At 36.2% G+C, this 3,342-nt stretch carries 6 protein-coding genes; 3 read left to right on the forward strand and 3 right to left on the reverse strand.

What is annotated here, in order from left to right; translation table 11 throughout:
- The first annotated feature begins 71 nt into the window (after positions 1-71).
- The 3 genes from PX481_RS27705 (at position 72) to PX481_RS27715 (ending at position 2,367) form a co-directional block, all read left to right on the forward strand.
- The gene (locus tag PX481_RS27705; RefSeq protein ID WP_288024972.1) at positions 72-944 is read left to right on the forward strand and encodes an O-antigen ligase family protein; all 873 of its coding nucleotides are present in this window, start codon (positions 72-74) and stop codon (positions 942-944) included.
- 23 nt (positions 945-967) lie between these two features.
- Positions 968-1,921 carry a glycosyltransferase family 2 protein gene (locus PX481_RS27710; RefSeq protein WP_043999536.1) on the forward strand — a complete coding sequence of 318 codons (954 nt, stop codon included), beginning with the start codon at positions 968-970 and terminating at the stop codon, positions 1,919-1,921.
- Positions 1,922-2,214: 293 nt separating this feature from the next.
- On the forward strand, positions 2,215-2,367 hold the full coding sequence (locus tag PX481_RS27715) for a PIN domain-containing protein (RefSeq protein WP_002763721.1): 153 nt from the start codon (positions 2,215-2,217) through the stop codon (positions 2,365-2,367).
- Between the two features lie 11 nt (positions 2,368-2,378).
- Here the strand turns inward: PX481_RS27715 and PX481_RS27720 are convergent, their stop codons facing one another.
- The 3 genes from PX481_RS27720 to PX481_RS27730 all read right to left on the reverse strand — a co-directional run.
- Positions 2,379-2,720, reverse strand: a complete 342-nt coding sequence (locus tag PX481_RS27720; protein ID WP_002763718.1) for a helix-turn-helix domain-containing protein — start codon at positions 2,718-2,720, stop codon at positions 2,379-2,381.
- A gap of 4 nt (positions 2,721-2,724) precedes the next feature.
- On the reverse strand, positions 2,725-3,066 hold the full coding sequence (locus PX481_RS27725; RefSeq protein ID WP_002763716.1) for a type II toxin-antitoxin system RelE/ParE family toxin: 342 nt from the start codon (positions 3,064-3,066) through the stop codon (positions 2,725-2,727).
- Positions 3,067-3,227: 161 nt separating this feature from the next.
- On the reverse strand, positions 3,228-3,342 hold a 115-nt coding region (locus tag PX481_RS27730; protein WP_130758671.1), incomplete at its 5' end, for a transposase.

A 3,342-nucleotide genomic window follows, 5' to 3' on the forward strand; every position in this document is an offset into this window, starting at 1 on the left:
AATCCTTATCTGGCAAGAGATTTAATTGATTAGTTCGCTCTAGAGCAAAAACAATTGACAAAAATCGCTAAATGCCTTTCTCTATAAGGGTTCCATCCCTTATAACCCCCGTCCATTGCATAACACAAACCGAAGAGCCATTTTATCATGCTAATTTTCTAGCAAGTTTTCTAACTATTATTTGGGTGTTGGGACTGGGCTTAATAATTCTAGAGTTAAGAAAATCGAATACTGATAAAAAATTTTTTTATCTTAGTCTGCTTTTGGTGATCAATTCCCTAACATTTATTGCTCTAATTTTAACTCATTCTCGTAATGGTTGGATGACTACATTAGTAACTTGTCTTGCTTTTGCTATTTATTTAGGCTGGCGATGGATTTTGCTAACAGTAGCAATCGTGAGCGGGGCGATTATTATCGCTGCTTTTGGCAATCCTCCAGTAAGAGATTGGTTTAGATTAATTGTTCCAATGTTTATTTGGGCTCGAATAAACGATCAATTTTATCCTAATCGAGATGTAGAAACTCTCCGAATAACTCTGTGGAAATTCTCCTGGCATTTAGCCCTTAAGTCACCTTGGAAAGGATGGGGTTTAGGAAGTTTTAAACATCTCTATCAGCCTCAATCTCAGATAGTAATAGGACATTCACACAACTTAACACTGATGCTTCTGTCTGAAGTGGGGATTCCCTGGACAGTTTTTTTCTATTTTTTAGTTGGCTGGATATTGGCAAAAGGGATTATACTTTTAACCAAAATAAATCTGGATAACTCAGAAGAAAAATTGATTATATTTACTTATTTAACAGCTTTTTTTGCTTGTATATTATTTCATGTCTTTGATGTTACTATTTTTGATGAAAGAGTCAATCTTATATCCTGGTCGATTTTGTCAGCGATTCATGGCTTAACAAATAATAAAAAAAGAAAATATTTTACCTAAACTAAATATTCTTGTAAATGCTCATGAAATTCAGTATTGTTATAACAACATATAATCGCTTACCATTTTTAAAATGGTCATTAGAATCGGCAATCAATCAAACTATAAACTGTGAAATTATTGTTGTAGATGATGCTTCTTCTGATCAAACTGAAGAATATATCAAGCAGTTAGGTGATCGAGTTATATATCATCGCAACTCGATAAATTTAGGACATTCAGAAAGTGTTAATATTGGAGTCAAAATTGCCAAAGGAGAATGGATTAAGCTGATTGATGATGATGATTATATTATGCCTGAATGTATCGAAATTATCGGCAAATCTCTCGTTTATTTTCCTGATGCTGTTATTTGCTCTTGTCAGGCAAAAAAAATTGATATAATAGGCAACATTATCGATGATAAACATCAAGTTCAATTTAATAATTTAGCTCTTTGTATTCGGCAAGAAGACATACACTACGGTATGCTTTTGGATATCTGTCCTTTGGGAACACCTGTTCAAGTTGCTTTTCAAAAAAAAGCATTTTTGCGATCGGGAGGCTGGGATAAAGACTTTGACGGTAATTATGATGATATTAACTCATGGATAGAAATTGCCAAGTACGGCGATGCTGTATTTGTCGGTAAGTGTCTATGTTTTAAAAGAGTATGGTCGGGATGTTGCCATAGCAATATATCAATAAAAGAGCGATGCAAAAAAAATATTTTAATCAAACAAAAAATTTATGACATGGTACATCCTAAACATCGGGAAAAGTTACCAGAATTGTCAGTTATAGAAGATTATATTTGCCTGCATTGGCTTTTGATTTGTATCAAAAAATTAAACATAAAAATTGTCCTAGAATTGATCCGCTATGATGCAATTAATTGGGATGCTTTAAAATTGATGTTTAAAATAATATGTATAAAAAGATTTAGGCTTTTATTTAAAGAACTTTTACCAGAATTACAGCAAATTGATATTAAATAATGGTACAGCCAATACCCGACTAGATGCCGAAATACTAATGTTTTTTTGTTTGTCTAGGATTTAAGAGATTTCCTGTTGCTTTTCAATAGCACGGGCAATGAGAGGAGCTTTTCTTGCTAATCCCTCTAGGGTGATTTCACCTTGTTCATACATTCTAAACAACGGGAAGCAAACCTCAAATCCAAGCGGGGAAATCTGTTGCGCTTGCGAGGTGTTTCTGAGATTTCGGCAGCTACAGGGTAAACTAACGCCCCAACCGATTATGTAACCTATCTGATCGAGAAGTATCAATAATGCGAGTTCTGATTGATACCAATGTCATTCTTGATTTTCTACAAGAACGAGAGCTATTTGTGGAAAACGCAGCAAGATTATTTGAGCGTATTGATGCTGGGGAAATTCAGGGATTTATCGCATCAACGACAATAACTAACATTAGTGGATAGGATGCACAAAATTAGCATTCAGGTCTTGATTCAGCAACGCCTTTGACACTGGCAATGATTTGTCCGATGTCTTGAGGAGTGGCACCTGTTGCCAACAGCGAGGGGATAAGCAATTCCAGTGAAACCGACGGATCGCCATTTTCAGCTTTGGCAATCCGAGGTTGACTAGAGCCGATTTTATTGGCCAGTTCACTTTGAGTCATTATCTTCTGCCGCTGACTTTTCAAACTTTTGCTAAGAGCTAGTTTGATTTCAACAAGGATAATCTCTTCGGGCGTTAACTCTAAAAAGTCGGAAACGGTTCCGATTTTCCAGCCTTTTGATTCCAAAAGCCCTTTTTTAGTCTCTTCCATCCTCTTATTCCTGCTGATCAGTATCGTATTTACTCAAGCGTTTCTTACAAACCTCAATTACACTTTTGGGTGTTGCTCTTGTTGTCTTATTAAACACCTCAATAATCAAGATTGCATCTTCATCAATTCGATAAATAATCCTCCAATTTTTATCGATGTCTCTAATGCGTAGCTCATGACAATGATAGCCTACACTTGGCATAGGACGCGAATGTGGCAAACCAAGGGGTTCGCCTTCCTGTAGTTGCCTGAGTAAGACACCTGCTTCGATCCGTGCTTCTAAACTGAAAGGTGGGGTCTTGATCTCACCATGCAGCCAAGCTAAAGGTTTGCTTTGATCAGCCATGATGTGTTTATATCATATCTGATGTACTAAAATATGGCAATCGCCTCACTACTATCTAACAATTCAAAGGTGGCGGAGCGACAAAATATGAACAGTGAACCTACTTTGAGCAACTCTCAAACTGATTGGTAATCAGGCTCTTCGTTACCCTTTATGCTAAATCAACATACAAGATGCCAAGATAACATACTTCTAACCCAAAAATTCCGAAAGTTTCTAAAGCCATAGCCTCTCCGTTTTATTAGTTTAAGTTTATTGTTGATTCCCTCCACCACC

It is taken from the genome of Microcystis sp. M53603_WE2 (assembly GCF_030065435.1).